20 protein-coding genes and 1 tRNA gene are annotated in these 18,932 nt (G+C 70.5%); 11 read left to right on the forward strand and 10 right to left on the reverse strand.

Features of this window, described 5'->3' with window-relative positions; genetic code table 11:
• Window positions 1-10 precede the first annotated feature (10 nt).
• Entirely contained in the window at window positions 11-427 is a 417-nt protein-coding gene (locus ACZ7OH_RS18585) for a cupin domain-containing protein (RefSeq protein WP_470281892.1), read from the forward strand.
• On the opposite strand, the gene ACZ7OH_RS18590 is transcribed toward ACZ7OH_RS18585, so the two are convergent.
• The gene (locus ACZ7OH_RS18590) at window positions 424-888 is read right to left on the reverse strand and encodes a MarR family winged helix-turn-helix transcriptional regulator (protein WP_470281893.1); all 465 of its coding nucleotides are present in this window, start codon (window positions 886-888) and stop codon (window positions 424-426) included. The genes ACZ7OH_RS18585 and ACZ7OH_RS18590 overlap by 4 nt on opposite strands.
• A 125-nt stretch (window positions 889-1,013) precedes the next feature.
• On the opposite strand from ACZ7OH_RS18590, the gene ACZ7OH_RS18595 reads away from it, so the two are divergent.
• Window positions 1,014-1,514: a carboxymuconolactone decarboxylase family protein gene (locus tag ACZ7OH_RS18595; RefSeq protein WP_470282239.1), complete on the forward strand. Its 501-nt coding sequence runs from the start codon at window positions 1,014-1,016 to the stop codon at window positions 1,512-1,514.
• Window positions 1,515-1,721: 207 nt separating this feature from the next.
• On the opposite strand, the gene ACZ7OH_RS18600 is transcribed toward ACZ7OH_RS18595, so the two are convergent.
• From ACZ7OH_RS18600 to ACZ7OH_RS18610, 3 genes are all read right to left on the reverse strand, one after another.
• Window positions 1,722-1,796: transfer RNA gene (locus tag ACZ7OH_RS18600), tRNA-Val, on the reverse strand.
• A 45-nt stretch (window positions 1,797-1,841) separates the two neighbouring features.
• Window positions 1,842-2,303 carry a peroxiredoxin gene (locus ACZ7OH_RS18605; protein ID WP_400903953.1) on the reverse strand — a complete coding sequence of 154 codons (462 nt, stop codon included), beginning with the start codon at window positions 2,301-2,303 and terminating at the stop codon, window positions 1,842-1,844.
• A gap of 72 nt (window positions 2,304-2,375) precedes the next feature.
• Window positions 2,376-2,807, reverse strand: a complete 432-nt coding sequence (locus ACZ7OH_RS18610) for a DUF3052 domain-containing protein (protein WP_470281894.1) — start codon at window positions 2,805-2,807, stop codon at window positions 2,376-2,378.
• 417 nt (window positions 2,808-3,224) lie between these two features.
• Between ACZ7OH_RS18610 and aceE the strand changes: the two genes are divergently transcribed.
• A complete protein-coding gene (gene aceE, locus ACZ7OH_RS18615; RefSeq protein ID WP_470281895.1) occupies window positions 3,225-6,020 on the forward strand; it encodes a pyruvate dehydrogenase (acetyl-transferring), homodimeric type in 2,796 nt (931 codons plus the stop codon).
• A gap of 84 nt (window positions 6,021-6,104) precedes the next feature.
• Window positions 6,105-7,316, forward strand: coding sequence for an alpha-hydroxy acid oxidase (locus tag ACZ7OH_RS18620; protein ID WP_470281896.1), 1,212 nt, complete (start codon window positions 6,105-6,107; stop codon window positions 7,314-7,316).
• Here ACZ7OH_RS18620 and ACZ7OH_RS18625 read toward each other — a convergent pair.
• On the reverse strand, window positions 7,313-8,056 hold the full coding sequence (locus ACZ7OH_RS18625; RefSeq protein ID WP_470281897.1) for an SDR family oxidoreductase: 744 nt from the start codon (window positions 8,054-8,056) through the stop codon (window positions 7,313-7,315). The two genes, ACZ7OH_RS18620 and ACZ7OH_RS18625, sit on opposite strands and share 4 nt — an antisense overlap.
• 82 nt (window positions 8,057-8,138) lie before the next feature.
• Here ACZ7OH_RS18625 and ACZ7OH_RS18630 point away from each other — a divergent pair, with 82 nt between their 5' ends.
• Complete coding sequence (locus ACZ7OH_RS18630) at window positions 8,139-8,732, forward strand: TetR/AcrR family transcriptional regulator (RefSeq protein ID WP_470281898.1); 594 nt, start codon at window positions 8,139-8,141, stop codon at window positions 8,730-8,732.
• Window positions 8,733-8,843: 111 nt separating this feature from the next.
• Window positions 8,844-10,460 (forward strand): L-lactate permease, encoded by a 1,617-nt coding sequence (locus ACZ7OH_RS18635; protein ID WP_470281899.1) that lies wholly within the window; start codon window positions 8,844-8,846, stop codon window positions 10,458-10,460.
• Here the strand turns inward: ACZ7OH_RS18635 and ACZ7OH_RS18640 are convergent.
• The 5 genes from ACZ7OH_RS18640 to ACZ7OH_RS18660 all read right to left on the reverse strand — a co-directional run bounded on the left by ACZ7OH_RS18640 (window position 10,441) and on the right by ACZ7OH_RS18660 (window position 14,646).
• The gene (locus ACZ7OH_RS18640) at window positions 10,441-11,076 is read right to left on the reverse strand and encodes a nicotinamide mononucleotide transporter family protein (RefSeq protein ID WP_470281900.1); all 636 of its coding nucleotides are present in this window, start codon (window positions 11,074-11,076) and stop codon (window positions 10,441-10,443) included. The two genes, ACZ7OH_RS18635 and ACZ7OH_RS18640, sit on opposite strands and share 20 nt — an antisense overlap.
• Window positions 11,077-11,256: 180 nt before the next feature.
• Window positions 11,257-11,472 (reverse strand): hypothetical protein, encoded by a 216-nt coding sequence (locus ACZ7OH_RS18645; protein WP_470281901.1) that lies wholly within the window; start codon window positions 11,470-11,472, stop codon window positions 11,257-11,259.
• A 9-nt stretch (window positions 11,473-11,481) separates the two neighbouring features.
• Window positions 11,482-12,255 (reverse strand): mechanosensitive ion channel family protein, encoded by a 774-nt coding sequence (locus ACZ7OH_RS18650; RefSeq protein ID WP_470281902.1) that lies wholly within the window; start codon window positions 12,253-12,255, stop codon window positions 11,482-11,484.
• A 262-nt stretch (window positions 12,256-12,517) separates the two neighbouring features.
• Window positions 12,518-13,741, reverse strand: coding sequence for an ABC transporter permease (locus ACZ7OH_RS18655; protein ID WP_470281903.1), 1,224 nt, complete (start codon window positions 13,739-13,741; stop codon window positions 12,518-12,520).
• On the reverse strand, window positions 13,738-14,646 hold the full coding sequence (locus ACZ7OH_RS18660; RefSeq protein ID WP_470281904.1) for an ABC transporter ATP-binding protein: 909 nt from the start codon (window positions 14,644-14,646) through the stop codon (window positions 13,738-13,740). The genes ACZ7OH_RS18655 and ACZ7OH_RS18660 overlap by 4 nt, the downstream gene beginning before the upstream one ends.
• Window positions 14,647-14,774: 128 nt before the next feature.
• On the opposite strand from ACZ7OH_RS18660, the gene ACZ7OH_RS18665 reads away from it, so the two are divergent.
• The 5 genes from ACZ7OH_RS18665 (at window position 14,775) to ACZ7OH_RS18685 (ending at window position 18,919) form a co-directional block, all read left to right on the forward strand.
• The gene (locus ACZ7OH_RS18665) at window positions 14,775-15,989 is read left to right on the forward strand and encodes a PucR family transcriptional regulator (protein ID WP_470281905.1); all 1,215 of its coding nucleotides are present in this window, start codon (window positions 14,775-14,777) and stop codon (window positions 15,987-15,989) included.
• An 83-nt stretch (window positions 15,990-16,072) separates the two neighbouring features.
• The gene (locus ACZ7OH_RS18670; RefSeq protein ID WP_470281906.1) at window positions 16,073-16,510 is read left to right on the forward strand and encodes a VOC family protein; all 438 of its coding nucleotides are present in this window, start codon (window positions 16,073-16,075) and stop codon (window positions 16,508-16,510) included.
• Between the two features lie 185 nt (window positions 16,511-16,695).
• Entirely contained in the window at window positions 16,696-17,619 is a 924-nt protein-coding gene (locus ACZ7OH_RS18675) for an ACP S-malonyltransferase (RefSeq protein WP_470281907.1), read from the forward strand.
• Window positions 17,616-18,599, forward strand: coding sequence for a beta-ketoacyl-ACP synthase III (locus ACZ7OH_RS18680; RefSeq protein ID WP_470281908.1), 984 nt, complete (start codon window positions 17,616-17,618; stop codon window positions 18,597-18,599). The genes ACZ7OH_RS18675 and ACZ7OH_RS18680 overlap by 4 nt, the downstream gene beginning before the upstream one ends.
• Before the next feature lie 74 nt (window positions 18,600-18,673).
• Entirely contained in the window at window positions 18,674-18,919 is a 246-nt protein-coding gene (locus tag ACZ7OH_RS18685; RefSeq protein ID WP_004559006.1) for an acyl carrier protein, read from the forward strand.
• The last annotated feature ends 13 nt before the right edge of the window (window positions 18,920-18,932 follow it).

Below are 18,932 nucleotides of genomic sequence, written 5' to 3' on the forward strand. Positions count from 1 at the left end.
GAACTGCCCGATGCGCAAGACCTGCACGATCATCGCCGCCTCCGCGCTCGCCGTCGCCCTGCTGCCCGCGACGGCGTCCGCGACGCCCGGCAGCGGCGTCACCGGCACGATCCTGGCCAAGAAGACGATCGGCCACACCGACTACACGCTGCGGGAGATCACCGTCCAGCCCGGCGGCTACACCGGCTGGCACTTCCACGACGGCACGCTCTACGCGTACGTGAAGTCCGGGACGCTGACGCACAACCTGGCCGACTGCAGCATCGACGGCGTCTTCGGCACCGGCCGCGCGTTCACCGAGAAGCCCGACCAGGTGCACATCGGCCGCAACCTCGGGTCGACGCCGCTGGTCCTCGAAGTCCTGTACGTGCTCCCCGCCGGCAGCCCGCTGTCCGAGGACGCGCCGGACCCGGGCTGCGGCTTCTAGCTGGAGAACCACCCCGCGGCATCCAGCCGGTAAGCCGCGGGCCCGACGACCTTGCGCAGGTCGGCCTCGAGCGCGCCGATCCGCTCGGCGCCGACCGCGCGGGCCCAGTCGTTGCGCAGGTCGTCGAAGATTTCCGCGGACTTCGTGAGCGCGTCGATGCCGTGCGCGGTGAGCCGGACGATCTTGCGGCGCGCGTCGCCGGGGTCGTCGGCGCGTTCGGCGTACCCGAGCGCCTCGAGCCGATCGACCGTCTTGCCCGCCGCCTGCTTCGACACGCCGAGGCGGCGGCCGATCTCCGACGCCGTCGCACCCTGGACGCCGATCGCCTGCATGGCGAAGCCGTACGACGGCCGCACGTCCGGGTGCCCGCGGCGCGCGAGCTCAGCGTGGAGGCGGTCGATGAGCGTGCGGAAGCCGCCGAAGAGCAGGAAGGGCAGCTCGTAGCCGGGCGTGTCGGTCATTACCCCTTGCCTTTTTCGACAACCAGGTTTACGGTTTCGACAACCACGTTGTCTATCCTACGTCTGGAGCCGTCTTGTTCCCCGATCACACCCCGGAGTCTGCACCCCCGGCCGCCCGCCCGGCGATGGCGGCCACCGCGAAGAAGTTCGGCCGAGTCCCGTCCGCCGTCGCGCGGTTGGCGACGTCGCCGGAGCTGCTGAACGGCTTCCTCAAGCTCAACGCGATCTTCGAATCGTCGACACTGCCGGCGCTGGACCGCGAAGTACTGGTCATGACGGTGGCGGCCCGCAACGGGTGTCACCTGTGCGTGGCGATGCACACGGCCACCCTTCACGGGCTTTCGGCTTCGGTGGAGCTGGTTTCGGCGTTGCGCGCACAGTCGGAGTTGCCCTCGCCGCGACTGGAGGCGTTGCGACGGTTCGTGCTGACGGTGCTGGACACGACCGGCGACGTCCCGCCGGCCGAGCTGGCGGCGTTCACCGAGGCCGGGTACACGACCCGGAACGCCCTGGAGGTGGTGCTGGGGATCGGGACGTACACGCTGTCGACGTTCGCGAACCGCCTGACGGGCGCACCACTGGACGAGGCGTTCGCCGCACACGAGTGGCACGCTGCCGCGGTGTGACGATCGTGCCGCTGGCACCGGCCCCGGTAGGTCTCGGCGACGACGGCCGGCCGGGGCCGACGGCGTTGATCGGCCGAAGCCCACTCGATCGGAGTAACTGCAGCCGCTCGCGCCCGGCCGCTCCGGTGACACCACATCCCTGACCACGCAAGGAAATCGCGTCACGTTCTGGCACCGGCGACACAGCGCGACCACACTCGAGATAGCTGGTGGGCGCAGCAGGGTTCGAACCTGCGACCGCTCGGGTGTAAGCCGAGTGCTCTTCCGCTGAGCTATGCGCCCCTCGGGCGGCGGCCCCCCACACGAGGGACCGCCGTCCGGGAGAAATCAGACCAGTTCGGCCACGGCCTTCTTCCAGCCCTGCTGGTCACGCGCCTCGCCCGGCGCGTTGACCTCGGCGAACCGGACCACACCGGACGTGTCGATCAGGAACGTCCCGCGCACGGCCAGGCCGGCGTCGGAGTTGAACACCCCGTACGCCTGGGCCACCTCGCCGTGCGGCCAGAAGTCGGACAGCAGCGGGAACTGGTAGCCCTCCTTCTCGGCCCACGCCTTCAGCGAAAACGGCGTGTCGACCGAGACGCCCAGGACCTGGACGCCCTTGCCGTCGTAGTCGGCGAACTCGTCGCGGAGCTGGCACAGCTCTCCGGTGCAGATGCCGCTGAACGCGAACGGGTAGAAGACCAGCAGGACCGGCTTGTCGCCCCGGAAGGACGACAGCTGTACCGGCTGCTTGTTGTAGTCGTTGAGCGTGAAGTCAGGGGCCTCAGAACCGACCTCGACGGCCATACCGCGTTTCCTCTCCCGTACGGACACGTGCCTGCGACGACAACCCTATCGTGTCAGCCGGGCGGGACCGGTTCAGCGCTGCTTGGACTTCGACTTCGGGGAGACCAGGCGAGTCCCGATCCAGTTCGCGCCCACACTCATGTTGGCGGTCTGGGCCAGTCCGACGACGGGCACCGCTTCGGCGATCTCGCTCGGCTCGACGTGCCCGGGCTGTCCCGTCTTCGGGGTCAGCACCCAGATCACGCCGGTCTCTTCCAGGGGGCCCCTGGCGTCGATGAGCGCGTCCCCGAGATCGCCGTCGTCTTCGCGCCACCACAGCAGCACCACGTCGATGACCTCGTCGGCGTCCTCGTCGAGGATGTCCCCGCCGATCTGCTCCTCGATCGCCGCGCGGACGTCGTCGTCGACGTCCTCGTCCCAGCCGATCTCCTGGACCACCATCTCGGGCTTGATGCCGAGCCTCTCGGCGACGCTGCTCTGATCAGCGTCTCCCGCGGCGACCACTGCTTTCACTCCTCCAACTACGACGGAGTGTGGCGTCCAGCACCCTCATCGAGGGTACGGAGGCGCCACACTCGGCGACCCGGTTGCCGATAGCGAACACTGGTAGGGCTCCGCGCGCAACCGTCCACACCGGATCTTTGACAACTCGTGTCGCAGGATACGGCCCGCGACCGGCCCCGCGCGACGGCGTTTCGGGTGCCTCGCGGGACCGGTCTGCCACCCCATCGGGGGGCGTCCCCTAGGGTGGGGAGGAAGAAAACGCGCGCGCGATACACCGCGCGCGGGGAGTGGCTCGACCGGGTCGGCCGATGTTACCGCCAAGTAGCGGTGCGGAAGCCGGGACGGAAGACGACGATGGAGAGTCGTACACCCCCGAGTACGAGCACCACCGGCTGCAACTTTTCGCAAGGAGACCCCTTGGCCCCGCAGAACGACGGCGCCTCCGGCAAGGAGACCCCGGCACGCGTACGCGTCATCCGTGACGGATTGGCGGCGCACCTGCCCGACATCGACCCGGAGGAGACCGCCGAGTGGCTGGACTCCTTCGACGAGGCTCTCGCGAGGGGCGGGCAGCAGCGGGCCAGGTACCTGATGCTGCGCATCCTCGAGCGGGCCCGTGAGCGGAACGTCGGCGTCCCCGCGCTGACCTCGACGGACTACGTCAACACGATCCCCACCGAGAACGAGCCGTGGTTCCCCGGCGACGAGGAGATCGAGCGCCGCTACCGGGCCTACATCCGGTGGAACGCGGCGATCATGGTGCACCGCGCGCAGCGCCCCGGCGTCGGCGTCGGCGGCCACATCTCGACGTACGCGTCCTCGGCCGCGCTGTACGAGGTCGGCTTCAACCACTTCTTCCGCGGCAAGGACCACTCGGGCGGCGGCGACCAGATCTACATCCAGGGCCACGCCTCCCCCGGCATCTACGCCCGCGCGTTCCTCGAGGGCCGCCTGACCGAGTCGCAGCTCGACGGCTTCCGCCAGGAGTTCAGCCACGCCGGCGAGGGCGGCGGCCTGCCGTCGTACCCGCACCCGCGGCTGATGCCGGAGTTCTGGGAGAACCCGACGGTGTCGATGGGCCTCGGTCCGATGAACGCGATCTACCAGGCGCGGTTCAACCGCTACCTGCGCGACCGCGGCATCAAGAACACCGACGACCAGCACGTCTGGGCGTTCCTCGGCGACGGCGAGATGGACGAGGCCGAGTCCCGCGGCCTGATCCACGTCGCGGCCGGCGAGGGCCTCGACAACCTGACCTTCGTGATCAACTGCAACCTGCAGCGGCTCGACGGCCCGGTGCGCGGCAACGGCAAGATCATCCAGGAACTGGAGTCGTACTTCCGCGGCGCCGGCTGGAACGTCATCAAGGTCATCTGGGGCCGCGAGTGGGACTCGCTGCTGCACGCCGACCGCGACGGCGCCCTGGTCAACCTGATGAACGTGACGCCGGACGGCGACTACCAGACGTACAAGGCCAACGACGGTGCCTTCGTCCGGGAGCACTTCTTCGGCCGCGACCCGCGGACGAAGGACCTGGTCAAGGACCTCTCCGACGCCGACATCTGGAACCTCAAGCGCGGCGGCCACGACTACCGCAAGGTGTACGCGGCCTACAAGTCGGCGCTGGAGCACCACGGCCAGCCGACGGTGATCCTGGCCCACACCATCAAGGGCTACGGCCTGGGCCCGGCGTTCGAGGGCCGCAACGCCACGCACCAGATGAAGAAGCTCACCCTCGACGACCTGAAGCTGTTCCGCGACTCGCAGCGGATCCCGATCAGCGACGAGGAGCTCGAGCGCGACCCGAAGCTGCCGCCGTACTACCACCCGGGCGCGAACTCCCCCGAGATCGAGTACCTGATCGGCCGGCGCAAGGCGCTCGGCGGCTTCCTGCCGGAACGCCGTCCGAAGGCCGCCAAGGCGCTGGTCCTGCCCGGCGACAAGGTCTACGAGGGCATCCGGAAGGGCTCGGGCAAGCAGGAGGTCGCCACCACGATGGCGTTCGTCCGGCTGGTCCGCGAGCTGGCGAAGGACTCCGAGATCGGCAAGCGCGTCGTCCCGATCATCCCGGACGAGGCCCGCACCTTCGGCCTCGACTCGATGTTCCCGACGGCCAAGATCTACAACCCGCACGGCCAGACGTACACGTCGGTCGACGCGAGCCTGATGCTGGCCTACAAGGAGTCCGAGAAGGGCCAGCTGCTGCACGAGGGCATCAACGAGGCGGGCTCGACCGCGTCGTTCACCGCCGTCGGCACGTCGTACGCGACGCACGGCGAGCCGATGATCCCGATCTACATCTTCTACTCGATGTTCGGGTTCCAGCGCACCGGTGACGGCCTCTACGCGGCCGCCGACCAGATGGCCCGCGGGTTCGTCCTCGGCGCCACCGCCGGCCGCACCACCCTGACGGGCGAGGGCCTGCAGCACGCCGACGGGCACTCGCTGCTGCTGGCGGCGACCAACCCGGCCGCGGTCGCCTACGACCCGGCGTGGTCGTTCGAGATCGCGCACATCGTGAAGGACGGCCTCCGCCGGATGTACGGCGAGACCGGCCCGGACGGCAACGGCGAGAACGTCTTCTACTACATGACGATCTACAACGAGCCGTACCAGCAGCCCGCCGAGCCGGAGAACCTCGACGTCGACGGCCTGCTGAAGGGTCTGTACAAGTACGCCGACGCCCCCGAGGGCGACGGTCCGGAGGTGCAGATCCTGGTCTCGGGCGTCACGATGCCGGACGCGCTGAAGGCGCAGAAGATGCTGGCCGAGGAGTGGGGCGTGCGGGCCGCGGTGTGGTCGGCGACGTCGTGGACCGAGCTGCGGCGCGAGGCCGTCGAGATCGACCACGACAACCTGCTCTACCCGGGCAGCGAGCCGCGCGTGCCGTACGTCACCGAGGCCCTTTCGGGCTCGAACGGCCCGGTCGTGGCGGTGTCGGACTGGATGCGCGCGGTCCCGGACCTGATCCGCCCGTACGTCCCGACCGACATGCTGACGCTGGGCACGGACGGCTTCGGCTTCTCCGACACCCGCCCCGCCGCGCGGCGGAAGTTCCTGGTCGACGCCGAGTCGATCACGGTCGGCGCCCTGTCGATCCTCGCCAAGCGCGGCGAGGTCGACCAGGCGAAGGTCCTCGAAGCGGCCACGAAGTACCGGCTCGACGACATCGCGGCCGCCGGGCCGCAGACGTCGGACGCCGGGAACGCGTGACCTGGTGCTAGAAAGGACCCGGCAGACATCTGATGTCTGCCGGGTCCTGTTCGCCGTGCAGGCTGTTCAAGGGAGTTGATCAAGGTGACGAAGCGCCGACTGCCGAAACCGGACGAGCTGAAGCAGATCCTGCGGCCGAAGCCGATCGTGCTGAACCCCACCGAACGGCGGCTGGCGAACGCGCACACCATCGCCGACCTGCGGATGGCCGCGCGCAAGCGCACCCCGCGGGCGGCTTTCGACTACACCGACGGCGCGGCCGAGCTCGAAGACAGCCTGCGCCGCGCGCGGCAGGCGTACCGCCGGGTCGAGTTCCACCCGAACGTGCTGCGCGGAGTGTCCGATGTGGACACCACGCGCGAGATCCTCGGCAAGACCTCGGCGCTGCCGTTCGCCTTCGCCCCCACCGGGTTCACGCGGATGATGCAGCACGAAGGCGAGATCGCGGTGGCCCGCGTCGCCGAGCGCAACGGCATCCCGATGGGCCTCTCGACGATGGCGACGACGTCGATCGAGGACCTGGCCGCCGCCGCGCCCGGCGCCCGCAAGTGGTTCCAGCTCTACGTCTGGCGCGACCACGGCGCCGGCGAAGATCTGATGAATCGGGCGTGGGAGAACGGCTTCGACACGCTCATGCTGACCGTGGACACCCCCGTCGGCGGCGCGCGCCTGCGCGACGTCCGCAACGGCCTGACCATCCCGCCGGCGCTGACGCTCAAGACGTTCCTCGACGGCGCGATGCACCCCGCGTGGTGGTTCAACCTGCTCACCACCGAGCCGCTGAACTTCGCTTCGCTCAGCCACTTCGACGGCACGGTCGCCGAGCTGCTGAACAAGCTCTTCGACCCGACGCTGAACTTCGACGACCTCGACTGGGTCCGCCAGACCTGGCCCGGGAAGCTCGTGGTCAAGGGCGTGCAGAACGTCGACGACGCCCGCGACGTCGTGAAGCACGGCGCGGACGCCGTCCTGCTGTCCAACCACGGCGGCCGCCAGCTCGACCGCGCCCCGACGCCGCTGGAGCTGCTGCCCGCGGTGCTGGACGAGGTCCAGGGCGGCGCCGAGGTCTGGATCGACACGGGCATCCTGTCCGGCGGCGACATCGTCGCGGCCATCGCGCGCGGCGCGGACGCGGTGCTGGTCGGCCGCGCGTTCCTGTACGGCCTGATGGCCGGCGGCGAGCGCGGGGTCCAGCGGTGCGTCGACATCCTGCGCACCGAAATGGTCCGCACGATGCAGCTGCTGGGCGTCCGGACGCTCAAGGACCTGACGCCGAGCCACGCGACCCTGCGTTAGACCTGCGCCTGGCCGCCGTCGACGAAGAACTCGACGCCGTTGACGAAGCTCGCCTCGTCGGTGGCCAGGAACAACGCGGCCGCGGCGATCTCCGAAGGGGCGCCGAGGCGGCCCAGCGGGACTTGAGCCGCCATCCCGTCCACGAGCTGCTGCTGCGCGTCCGGCTCGGCGAGGCCGAGCAGGCCCGGGGTGAGCGTCGGCCCGGGGCTCAGCACGTTCACGCGGATCCCCTTGCCCTGCAGGTCGAGCGCCCACGTACGGGCGAAGTTGCGCACTGCGGCCTTCGTCGAGGCGTAGATGCTCATGCCCGGCGCCACTCGCGTCGACGTCGTCGAGCCGGTGATGATGATCGACGCCTTCTCGTTCAGCAGCGGCAAGGCTTTCTGCACGGTGAACAGCACGCCCTTGACGTTCGTGCCGAAGGTCGCGTCGAACTGCTCCTCGGTGATCTCGCCCAGCGGGGCCGAAACGCCGCCGCCGGAGTTGGCCACCACGACGTCCAGGCCGCGGCCGCGCTCGGCGATCGCGCGGTAGACCTCGTCGAGGTCGGCGAGGTTCGAGGAGTCGGCGCGGATCGCCTGCACCGAGCCGCCGATCTCGGCGACGGCGTCGTCGAGCACCTCCTTGCGCCGCCCGGTGATGACGACATGGGCGCCTTCGGCCGCGAAGCGCTTGGCGATGCCCAGGCCGATGCCGGTTCCGCCGCCGGTCACGAGCGCTGTCTTGTTCTCCAGGTTCACGATGCCCTCCGAGTTCTTGACTATCTCGTCCAGAACCTACGCCGTTCTGGACGAGATAGTCAAGAATGCCTATCCTGGAGTCATGGCCAGACCTCGGAGCTTCGACGAAGGCGCGGTCCTGCGCACGGCGCGGGACCGGTTCTGGTCGACCGGCTACGCGGGTACGAAGATCGACGACATCGCCGCCGCGACCGGACTCGGCAAGGGCAGCCTCTACGGCGCCTTCGGCGACAAGCACGCCCTCTTCGTTCGCGTCTTCGACGACCACTGCGCCACCGCGGTCGAGGGCGCGCGGCGCAGGCTCGAAGGCCCCGACAGCGAGGCCTACGAGCGGCTGCGCGACTACGTCCTGGCCGACGCCGAAGCCGTCATCGCCGACGACATCCACCGGGGCTGCCTCATCGCGAAGGCCGCGGCCGAATGCGCCGAGCACGACGCCGAGATCGCGGCGCGCGCCCGGCAGGCGTTCCGCGAGCTGAACGCCATGCTGACGGCCTGCGTCGCGGCCGCTCAGCGCGCGGGCGACATCGCCGAGGGCCACGACCCGGCCCGGCTGGCCGGCCTCCTCCTCGCGACCATGCGCGGCATCGAAGCCCTGGGCAAGGGCGGCTGCGACCGGGCCGACCTGCGCGGCATCGCCGAAACCGCCCTGGCCGTGCTGCCGGTCACCAGCTGACCCGTTGGGCCAACCGGTCTCAAGTTCTTGACGGACCGACCGGTTTGTGACGAAGATCTCGGGCACCCCGCCGAAAGGCCGTTTTCGCATCGTGGAAAACGGAGGTCGCCCGTGTTCGTGCAGAACCTGACTCCCCTCGGTTCACTCGGTCTGTCGGCGCTCGTCGCCGTGCTGCCGCTCGCCACCGTCCTCGTCCTCCTCGGCGTCGTCCGGATGCGGGCGCACCACGCCGCCCTCATCGGGCTGCTCGTCGCGCTCGTCGTCGGGATCGCCGCCTACGGCATGCCGGTCGTGCAGGCCATCTCCGGCGCGTTGTCGGGCGCCGCGTTCGGGCTGTGGCCGATCATGTGGATCGTCGTCAACGCGCTGTGGATCTACCGGCTGACCGTGCGGACCGGGCACTTCGACGTCCTGCGCCGCTCGTTCGGCCGGGTCTCCGACGACCCGCGGATCCAGGCGCTGATCATCGCCTTCTGCTTCGGCGCGCTCATGGAGGCCCTCGCCGGCTTCGGGGCGCCGGTCGCGATCAGCGCCGTCATGCTGGTGGCCGTCGGCTTCCACCCGGTGAAGGCCGCCGTCGTCGCGCTCGTCGCGAACACCGCGCCGGTCGCGTTCGGCGCGATGGGCACGCCCGTCGTCACGCTCGCGCAGGTCACCGGCCTGCCGCTGCAGGACGTCTCCTCGATCGTCGGCCGCCAGACGCCGCTGCTCGCGCTGGTCGTCCCGCTGCTGCTGGTGATCATCGTGGACGGCAAGCGCGGCCTGAAGGACACCTGGCTGCCCGCGCTGGTCTGCGGGGTCGCGTTCGGGCTCGTGCAGTTCCTCGCGTCCAACTTCGTGGCGCCGCAGCTGGCCGACATCGGGGCCTCGCTCGCGGGCGCCGCCGCGCTGGTCGCGCTCCCCCAGACCCGCCGCCCGGTGACCGAAGCCGTCCGGATCAGCATCGGCACCGGCGGGACGGCGACCGAAGAAGCGCCGCCGGAAGACTCCCGCAACGACGTCGTCAAGGCCTACCTGCCCTACGCGTTGATCATCGTGATCTTCTCCTTGGCCGTGCTGCCGCCGATCAAGAAGCTGCTGGACAAGGCGACCTGGAAATTCCCCTGGCCCGGCCTGAACGTCGCGGGGCCGAACGGGAAACCGGTGTCCGGCAACACGTTCTCGCTGCCGTTCCTCAACACCGGCGGCACGCTCGTGTTGCTGGCCGGCCTCATCACGGCGGCGGTCCTGGCCGTCTCGGCGAGCGGCGCCGCGCAGGAGTGGCTGGCGACGGTCAAGGAGCTGCGGTTCGCGATCCTCACCGTCACCAGCGTGCTCGCGCTCGCCTACGTGATGAACCTGTCCGGCCAGACGTCGACGATCGGCACGTTCATCGCGGCCGCCGGCGCCGGCCTGGCGTTCCTGTCCCCGGTGCTGGGCTGGTTCGGCGTCGCCGTTTCGGGCTCGGACACCTCGGCGAACGCGCTGTTCGGCGCGCTGCAGGTGACGGCGGCGAACAAGACCGGTCTGGCCGCGGACCTCTTGGCCGCGGCCAACAGCTCCGGCGGCGTCCTCGGCAAGATGGTCTCGCCGCAGAACCTCACGATCGCCTGCGTGGCGGCGAACCTGCCCGGTGAGGAGGGCAAGCTGCTGCGGAAGGTGCTGCCGTGGAGCGTGGGGCTGCTGCTGGTGATGTGCCTGATCGTGCTCGGGCAGAGCACGGCGGTGCTCAGCTGGATGCTGCCATGACCCGTTGGCCGGCGACGCGCTTGGCCGAGCGGTTCCAGCTCCACCAGCCGTGGATGACGAGCCCGGCGAAGACGATGTAGATCGCGGCCGAGAAGTACAGCCCGGACGAGATCTGCAGCGGCACGCCGATCGCGTCGACGACCAGCCAGACCAGCCAGAACTCGACCAGCCCGGCGCCCTGCGCCCCGAAGGCGACGAGGGTGCCGACGAAGATGGCGGCGTCCGGCCACGGCGCCCAGGAGGCGTTCAGCGCGTCCAGGACCAGGGCCATCACGGTGGTGCCGGCGACGAAGGCGCCGAACATGGCCAGCCGTTCGGCGAGCCGGCCCTGCCGGACGACGACGCCGAACACCGGGTCCTGGCGGCGGGTCCAGGCCCACCAGCCGTAGACGGAGATGGCGAGGATGGCGACCTGGCGGGCGGCGAGCCCGCCGAGGTGCGCGGAGGCGTAGACGGCGAACAGCAGCACGGTGGCCCCGACCTGCACGGGCCACGTCCACAAGGTGCGACGCTGCGCGAGGAACACGACGGCGAGCGCGAACACCTGCCCGGCGAGCTCCGCGATCGAGATCCACTGACCGAGCACCGTGATTCCGTGGTGCAGCAGGAAATCCACCTGACGCCCCTTTCGTCCTACGGCATCAAACATGCTCCGGCGGGGGTGAATTCCCTAGAGACTGTGAGCCGCGGAACATCCCACTTCGTGGACGTCGCCGAGGCGGAGCGTCCCGCCGCGGACGACCCGGGTCTGGACACCGAAGCGGGGCTTCGTCGTGGTGCGGGACGTCGGCTTCCTTCACCAGCTTGACGCCGGGACGTCGCCGTCGTAGCGCGCGGCGAACTCGTGCAGGCCGGGCATCCGCCGGAACCGGCGGGAGTTCTTGCCGCTGCCGAGCTTGCCCTCGGGATCGCGGACGGCGTACCGGCGGTCGCCGCGACGACCCCCGTCGCCCCAGCGCAACGGCGGGGCGGGCCCGGCGGCTTCCTCGTCCGCCGGGCCCGCCCCGCCCATCCGCTCCGCTCAGAGCTGGGGACGCGGGGTGCCGGCCGGCGGGGTCGGCGTGTTGTCCGCGCCGACCGTCGTGCGCGGACGCTCGCTCGTGCCCATCTCACCGGTCCGCTGCTGCGGCGTCTCGAGCTGGTGCTCCATGTTCGCCATCCAGCCGCGCCAGCGGTCCTGCGCCGGCTTGATCAGGCCGCCGCCGAAGCCGACCACGATCACGCCGCCGATCGTCGCGAGCACCGCGATCAGCACCGGGCCGGTGATCGCCGTCGCGATGTTCACCTGGCCGAGCGCCGCGATGATGCCGAACGCCATGATCAGCCAGTAAGCGCCCAGCGACAGCGGCCGCGCCGCGCCCCGGCCGGACAACGCCGACGCGACGACGTCACGCACGACCTTCGCGATGGCCGCGGCGACCACGACGAGCACCAGCGCGACCACGATCCGCGGCAGGAACGCGATGATGTCGTTGAGCAGCTGGCTCACCGGGTTCGTCGGCCCGAATACGCCGAACGCCAGCTGCAGCGCGATCAGCAGGATGAAGTAGTAGACCAATTTGACGAGGATGCCCGTCGCGTCGATCTTCTGCTGCCCGATCTTCCCGCTCAGCCCGGTCCGCTCGACGAGTTTCCCGAAACCGGCTTTCCCGAGCACGAGCGCCAGGCCTTTGGACACCGCTTTCGCGATCAACCAGCCGATCAGCAGGATGATCAGGAACCCCACGAGTTTCGGGACGAACGTGGCCACCATGTTCCACGCCTGCCCGAGCCCGTCCTTCAGTTGCTCGCCCATATCGACTCCCTCCACGGATTTGCACCGGATCGTCGATCAAGTACCCAGGGGCGGCAACTCGTGCGCCCCACGATCGAGTGAGACGACTGGCGCGCGAAGATCACCCTTGGCCATACTGGAATCACCGGTGGGGACCGGGGAGACGAGGCCGTCCGGCGCAGCGAAAACCGCTCGCGCCGGGCGGCCTCGAGCATTTACCAGGCCAATAAGACCGGCCCCCGGACACCGGGTGTCCGAGGGCCGGGTGAACGTTCGGCGAACGTCAGGCGGCGCGCAGCGCGTCGCGCAGTTTCACCTTCGCGCCGGTGCGCATCACCGCATTCCGGTAGATCCGCGCGGCCAGCCAGATCAATCCCGGAATCATCAGCACCACCAGCACCACCGACAGCGCGGCTTCCCACACCGGAACACCGCCCATCGCCAGCCGGATCGGCATCAGCGTCGGCGCGAACACCGGAATCACGGAAAGCACCTCGACGAACGTGCTGCCCGGGTTCGACGGCAGCACCGAAATACCGATCACGTACCCGGCGATCACGAACATCAGCGCCGGCATCGTCGCGCCGCCGACGTCCTCCTGCCGCGAAACCAGCGCGCCCAGCGCGGCGAACACGATCGAGTACATGAAGAACCCGAGCAGGTACCAGACGATCAGCCACACGACGGTCCCGACCGCCGACGACAGCGACAGGTCCGGCAGCGCCCCGGTCGCCGTCACGGTGACCAGGCCGCCCACGCCGATCACGAGCATCTGGATCAGTCCCACCACGCCGATGCCGAGCACCTTCCCGGCCATCAGCTGCCACGGCTTGATCGTCGACAGCAGCAGCTCCACGACCCGGGAAGTCTTCTCCTCGACGACGCCCTGCGCGACGCTCTGGCCGTTGATCATCAGGGAGAGGTAGATGAGGATGCCCGCGGCGATGCCCAGCCCGAGCTGCGCGCCGTTGTAGGGGTACGGCTCTTCCAGAGGCGGGTCTTCGACGAACTTCGCCGCCGCGACGGCACTCTCGAACCGCGCCGGGTTCCCGCCCAGCGCGGTGATCTGCTGGTCGAGCGCGGCCTGGCGGGCCACCAGCTGCAGGACGTTCGCGAGCTTGCCGTCGAGGTCCTTCTTGACCTGGACGTGCACGCTCTTGCCGTCGCCGGTGAGCAGCGCGTCGAGCGAACCGTCGGCCAGCTTCGCGCGCCCGGTCGCCTCGTCGGCGACCTGCGTGGTCTCGATCTTCTCACCGACGGCCTGCCCGGACGCCTTCAGCGGCGCCGAAAACCCGGCGGTGGCCGCGGTGAAGCCGACCTTCGCGTCGGCACCGCTCCCGCCGGAGAGCAGCTTGAGCAGCACGATGCCGACCACGATCAGCAGCAGCATGACGACCGTGGCGACGCGGAACGCCTTCGACTTCACGCGGGTGGTGATCTCGCGGGAGGCGACCAGCCCCACCGCGGAAAGCGGGCTCATCCCGACGTCCGGGACCGGGGCGCTCATGCGGGAACCTCCTGGTGGGTGACGACGGAACGGAACAGCTCCGTCAGCGACGGCTGCTCACGGGCGAACTCGCGGACCGGCCCGGTGGCCAGCGCGGCCTTGAGCACGGCCTGGTCGTCGGCGCCGTCGCCCAGCTCGAGCTCGGTCACCGGGCCCTTCCGGCCGAGCACCGTCACCCCGGGCAGGCCGTCGGCCCAGCCGTCACCGGCTTCCGGGACGTCGACCCGCAGCCGGACGGCGCCGCCGGCCCGCAGGTCGTCGACGGTGCCGAGGGCGACCATCTGTCCACTCCGGACGATCCCGACCCGGTCGCAGAGCCGCTCCACCAGGTCGAGCTGGTGGCTGGAGAACACGACCGGCACGCCCTCGGCGGCCTTTTCCTTGAGCACCTGGCTCATCACGTCGACCGCGACCGGGTCGAGGCCGGAGAACGGCTCGTCGAGCACCAGGATCCGCGGCTCGTGCACCAGTGCCGCGGCCAGCTGGACGCGCTGCTGGTTGCCGAGGGACAGCTTCTGCACCTCGTCGTCGCGGCGCCCGGCGACGCCGAGCCGTTCGGTCCACTTCTCCGCCGACTTCCGCGCGTCGGCGGCGGGCATGCCGTGCAGCCGCGCGAGGTACGTCAGCTGCTCGGCCACCTTCATCCGCGGGTAAAGCCCGCGTTCTTCGGGCATGTACCCGATGTGGCGGCGCGTTTCGTGCGTCACCGGCTCGCCTTCGTAGCGGACTTCGCCGCCGTCGGCGGAAAGGACGCCGAGCGCGATGCGCATGGTCGTGGTCTTCCCGGCGCCGTTGCTCCCGACGAAGCCGAAAAGCTCGCCGGGCCGGACGTCGAACGTCATTTCCCGCAACGCGACCACGTCGCCGTAGCGTTTGGAGACCCTGTCGATCTCTAAACCGGTCATTCCGGTTCCCCCGTTCATCCCTGGCTCCCCCGCCCGCGATCCTAGGCACTCCCTACACGCATCGCCTACCACCGGGCGTTGCCACCAGCGGCTACGAAAGTTGCGAAGCACGTAGGATCGCGTCCGCCATGGATGGAACCACCGCCCCGCGCCGGGTGCCGAAGCACCACGGACTCTCCGCGAAGACGCTTCGGCGGCTGGAGCACGCGTCCGGCAGCCTGGCGAGCGCGAGCATCGCGGTGATGGAGCGGCGGCTGACGTGGTTCGCCCGGCTGCCCGCCGACCAGCGCGCGAGCGTCCTGCTGATCACCCAGGCGGGCGCCGCGGGCTTCGTCGACTGGCTGCGGGACTCGAAGGAGGCCCTGCAGCTGACGACCGAGGCGTTCCGCGACGCGCCGGCCGAGCTGTCCCGCTGGGTCAGCCTGCGCCAGGCCGTCGGCATGGTGCGCCTGGCCATCGAGGTCTTCGAGGAGCAGCTGCCGGAGTTCGCCGCGAACGAGGCCGAACGCGCGGCGCTGATCGAGGGAATCCTGCGCTACGGCCGGGAAATCGCGTTCGCGGCGGCGAACTCGTACGCGGCGGCGGCGGAGGCGCGCGGCGCGTGGGACGCCCGGCTGGAGGCCTTGGTCGTCGACGGGATCGTCCGTGGCGACGCCGAGGAGTCCGTGCTGTCCCGGGCGACGGCGCTGGGCTGGGAGCCGGGCGCGGCGGCGACCGTGCTGGTCGGCAACCCGCCGTCGGAGGACCCGCCGACGGTGGTGTTCGAGGTCCGCAGCCGCGCGGCCCGCGTCGGCCGCCCGGTGCTGCTGTCGGTGCAGGGCTCCCGGCTGGTGGTCGTGGTCGGCGGCCCGACCGAGGGCGGGCCGAAGGAACGCGAAATCCTCGCGCGGATGTCGGTGGCGTTCGCCGACGGTCCCGTGGTGGCCGGCCCGACGGTGCCGACCCTGGCCGAGGCGCACCACAGCTCGACCGAGGCGTTGTCGGGGCTGCGTGCGGTCGTCGGCTGGCCGGGCGCGCCCCGCCCGGTCCGCTCGGCGGACCTGCTGCCGGAGCGGGCGCTGTCCGGCGACGCCGAGGCCGAACGCCTGCTGGTCGACACGATCGCGCGGCCGCTGGAGGAGGCGGGCCCGACGCTGCAGCGCACGGTCGAGGCCTACCTCGAGAGCGGCGGCGTGCTGGAGACGTGCGCGAAGACGCTGTTCGTCCACCCGAACACGGTCCGCTACCGCCTGCGCAAGGCGGCGGACTTGACGGGCTGCCAGCCGACGGATCCGCGGGACGCGCTGGTGCTCAGGATCGCCTTGACCGTGGGCCGGCTGGCGCGGGCCCGCGGCCTCTGGTGACCCGCAGGTGTCGAGAACGGGCCACCGGCTCCGTCCCCGGCGCGGAAGCGGCCACGAGGGCCGCGCGGGACGGGAGTGAACCCATGGCGATCCAGCGGCTGGACAACGTCGGCATCGTGGTCGAGGACCTGGCGGCCGCCGTCGCCTTCTTCGTCGAACTCGGCCTGGAGCTCGAGGGCGAGGCCACGGTCGAAGGGCCGTCGGTGGACAGCCTCGTCGCCCTGGCCGGCGTCCGGTGCGACCTCGCCGTGGTGCGCACTCCGGACGGCCACGGCCGGCTCGAGCTGATGAAGTTCCGCAGCCCGGCCTCCCCCGCCGCCGGGCCGGCCCAGCCGGTCAACGCCTTCGGGATCCGCCGCGTCATGTTCGCCGTCGACGACCTCGACGACGTCGTCGCCCGGCTGCGCCCGCACGGCGCGGAGCTCCTCGGCGAGCTCGTGCGGTACGGGGACAGCCACCGGCTCGCCTACGTCCGCGGCCCCGAGGGCCTCATCGTCGCGCTCGCCGAGCAAGTGGGCTGAGAGTCCTTCCCGAGACGGGCGTCACGTGATGGACTTAACAGCGAAAGGTGATTGAACCCGACAAGGCATCCGGGTTACGCGCGAGCTTCTCCGGCGCGTCTTTGGAGGGTTCCGACAAAGACGTCGCACAGACACTGTGAGCGTCGGCATCACGCCGAGGCACCGCGAACGTGTTGTCTTGAAGGGTGACAGCAGCAGTCCTCGCTCCCGGTCAGGGGTCCCAGGCCCCCGGTATGTTCACGCCCTGGCTCGACCTCGACGGCGCGCGCGAGCGCGTCGCCCGGTGGTCCGAGCGCGCGGGCCTCGACCTGCTCCGCCTGGGTACCGAGGCGGACGCCGACGAGATCCAGGACACCGCCGTCGCGCAGCCGCTGATCGTCGCGCTGTCGCTGCTCACCTTCGAGCACCTCCAGGCCACCGCGCCGCTCCCCGCGGACGCGCCGGTCGCCGGGCACTCCGTCGGCGAGCTCGCCGCGGCCGCGATCGCCGGGGTGCTCGAGCCCGAAGACGCCGTCGCGCTGGCCGCCGTCCGGGGCGCCGAGATGGCGAAGGCGTGCGCGCTGGAACCGACGTCGATGGCCGCGGTCATGCTCGGGGACCCCGAGCAGGTCGTCGCGTGGCTCGAAGAGCAGGGCCTGACCGCCGCGAACCGCAACGGAGCGGGGCAGATCGTCGCCTCCGGTGCCGCCGACGCCATCGCGAAGATCGTCGCCGAGCCCCTGGAAGGCACGAAGATCCGCGCCCTCAAGGTCGCCGGCGCGTTCCACACGCAGTACATGGCACCGGCCGAGGAGGCGCTGCGCGCCCACGCCGCCGAGCTGACCCCGGCCGACCCGACGCGCCCGCTGCTGTCGAACGCCGACGGCGCGGTCGTCACCAGCGGCGCCGAGTACCTGGACCGCCTGGTCGCGCAGGTCACCCGGTCGGTCCGCTGGGACCTGACGATGGACGGCCTGGTCTCCCTCGGCGTCACCCGCACCGTCGAACTCGCGCCCGCGGGCACGCTGACCGGCCTGGTCAAGCGGCAGCTCAAGGGCGTCGTCACCACTACCACCGCGCTGAAGACGCCGGCCGAGCTGGCCGCGCTGCGCCAGGAGGACGCCTCGTGACCGATCGACCCACCCTGAGCCTCAACCCCGGCTCCCGCGGCAGCCGCGTGCTGGGCATCGGCAGCGCGCAGCCGGACAAGGTCGTCACCAACGACGACCTGTCGCAGATCATGGACACCAACGACCAGTGGATCCGCGACCGCGTCGGCATCATCGAGCGCCGGTTCGCGGAGAAGGACGAGTCGCTCACCGACTTCGCTGTCGCCGCCGGCACCGCCGCGCTGGCCGACGCCGGGGTCGCCCCGTCCGAAGTGGACACGGTGATCCTGCCGAACTGCACCATGCCGACGCTGATCCCGAACGCCGCCGCCCAGGTCGCGGCGCGGATCGGCATCCCCAGCCCCGGCGCGTTCGACCTCAACGCCGCGTGCGCCGGGTTCTGCTACGGCCTCGGCGTCGCCTCCGACCTCATCCGGGCCGGCTCGGCGAAGAAGGTCCTGGTCATCGGCGCGGAGAAGCTCACCGACTCGGTCGACCCGGTCGACCGCGCCAACGCGATCATCTTCGCCGACGGCGCGGGCGCCGCGGTCGTCGGCGCGGCCGACGAGCCGGGCATCGGCCCGGTCACCTGGGGCAGCGCGGGCGACCTGGTCGACCTGATCTACATGCGCGACGACAAGTACATCTACCAGGAGGGCCAGTCGGTCTTCCGGTGGGCGACCACGAAGATCGCGCCGATCGCGATGCAGGCGCTGGAGGCCGCCGGGCTCAAGCCGTCCGATGTGGACGTGCTGATCCCGCACCAGGCCAACCTGCGCATCGTCGAGGCGATCGCGAAGAAGCTCCGGGCCAACGGCGCCCGCGAGGACATGGTCGTCGCCGACGACATCAAGTACTCCGGCAACACCTCGTCGGCGTCCATCCCCCTCGCGCTGGACCACATGCGCAAGGCCGGGACGGCGAAGCCCGGCGACGTGGTGCTGGCGGTCGGGTTCGGCGCGGGCCTGTCCTACGCCGGGCAGGCGTTCGTCTGCCCCTGATCACCGTTACGCTCCCCGCGGGCATTCGCCCGAGGGCAACAGACCCACAGTAAGACCGAGAAGGGAACTACCCCATGGCTGACAACGCTGAGATCCTCGCCGGCCTCGCCGAGATCGTCGAAGAGGTGGCCGGTGTGGCTCAGGACGACGTCACCGCCGAGAAGTCGTTCGTGGACGACCTGGACATCGACTCGCTGTCGATGGTCGAGATCGCCGTGCAGGCCGAGGACAAGTTCGGCGTCAAGATCCCGGACGACGAGCTCGCCAACCTCAAGACCGTGGGCGACGCGGTGAACTACGTGTCGGCCAACTCGAAGTAAGTCCTCTTCCCTC

The sequence above is a fragment of the Amycolatopsis sp. NPDC114478 genome (assembly GCF_055633805.1).

What these genes read in the sequence shown, in the direction of transcription:
- ACZ7OH_RS18585 (WP_470281892.1), top strand. Translation starts at nt 11, where the DNA reads ATGCGCAAGACCTGCACGATCATCGCCGCCTCCGCGCTCGCCGTCGCC.
- ACZ7OH_RS18590 (WP_470281893.1), bottom strand. Translation starts at nt 888, where the DNA reads ATGACCGACACGCCCGGCTACGAGCTGCCCTTCCTGCTCTTCGGCGGC.
- ACZ7OH_RS18595 (WP_470282239.1), top strand. Translation starts at nt 1,014, where the DNA reads ATGGCGGCCACCGCGAAGAAGTTCGGCCGAGTCCCGTCCGCCGTCGCG.
- ACZ7OH_RS18605 (WP_400903953.1), bottom strand. Translation starts at nt 2,303, where the DNA reads ATGGCCGTCGAGGTCGGTTCTGAGGCCCCTGACTTCACGCTCAACGAC.
- ACZ7OH_RS18630 (WP_470281898.1), top strand. Translation starts at nt 8,139, where the DNA reads ATGGCCAGACCTCGGAGCTTCGACGAAGGCGCGGTCCTGCGCACGGCG.
- ACZ7OH_RS18645 (WP_470281901.1), bottom strand. Translation starts at nt 11,472, where the DNA reads ATGGGCGGGGCGGGCCCGGCGGACGAGGAAGCCGCCGGGCCCGCCCCG.
- ACZ7OH_RS18650 (WP_470281902.1), bottom strand. Translation starts at nt 12,255, where the DNA reads ATGGGCGAGCAACTGAAGGACGGGCTCGGGCAGGCGTGGAACATGGTG.
- ACZ7OH_RS18655 (WP_470281903.1), bottom strand. Translation starts at nt 13,741, where the DNA reads ATGAGCGCCCCGGTCCCGGACGTCGGGATGAGCCCGCTTTCCGCGGTG.
- ACZ7OH_RS18660 (WP_470281904.1), bottom strand. Translation starts at nt 14,646, where the DNA reads ATGACCGGTTTAGAGATCGACAGGGTCTCCAAACGCTACGGCGACGTG.
- ACZ7OH_RS18665 (WP_470281905.1), top strand. Translation starts at nt 14,775, where the DNA reads ATGGATGGAACCACCGCCCCGCGCCGGGTGCCGAAGCACCACGGACTC.
- ACZ7OH_RS18670 (WP_470281906.1), top strand. Translation starts at nt 16,073, where the DNA reads ATGGCGATCCAGCGGCTGGACAACGTCGGCATCGTGGTCGAGGACCTG.
- ACZ7OH_RS18685 (WP_004559006.1), top strand. Translation starts at nt 18,674, where the DNA reads ATGGCTGACAACGCTGAGATCCTCGCCGGCCTCGCCGAGATCGTCGAA.